The organism is Nocardia sp. SSK8 (genome assembly GCF_037034205.1).
Lineage (GTDB): Bacteria > Actinomycetota > Actinomycetes > Mycobacteriales > Mycobacteriaceae > Nocardia.
In genome coordinates this window covers 1-446 of record NZ_JBAGKD010000038.1, presented here as the reverse complement: position 1 = coordinate 446, position 446 = coordinate 1, and the positions used below count along the sequence as shown (strand labels likewise).

The 446-nt window shown below is 63.9% G+C and carries 1 protein-coding gene; it reads left to right on the top strand.

Annotated elements, in window-relative coordinates:
• On the top strand, positions 1–446 hold a 446-nt coding region (locus WA675_RS27270; protein ID WP_336088324.1), incomplete at both ends, for an adenosylhomocysteinase.

The following is a 446-nucleotide window of genomic DNA, read 5'->3' as shown; positions in this document are numbered from 1 at the left end:
GCATCGACGAACCCGCCGGTACTCCGGTGTTCGCCTGGAAGGGCGAGACGCTGGAGGAGTACTGGTGGGCTGCCGAGCAGATGCTGACCTGGCCGGGTGAACCGGCCAACATGATCCTCGACGACGGTGGGGACGCGACCATGCTCGTGCTGCGGGGTGCGCAGTTCGAGAAGGCCGGGGTCGTCCCGCCCGCCGATGCGGACCATTCCGCCGAGTACACGGTGTTCCTGAACCTGTTGCGTGAGCGGTTCGAGACCGACAAGACCAAGTGGTCGGTGATCGCGGACTCGGTCAAGGGTGTCACCGAGGAAACCACGACCGGTGTGCTGCGGCTGTATCAGTTCGCGGCGGCGGGGGAGTTGGTGTTCCCGGCGATCAATGTCAACGACTCGGTGACCAAGTCCAAGTTCGACAACAAGTACGGCACCCGGCATTCGCTGATCGAT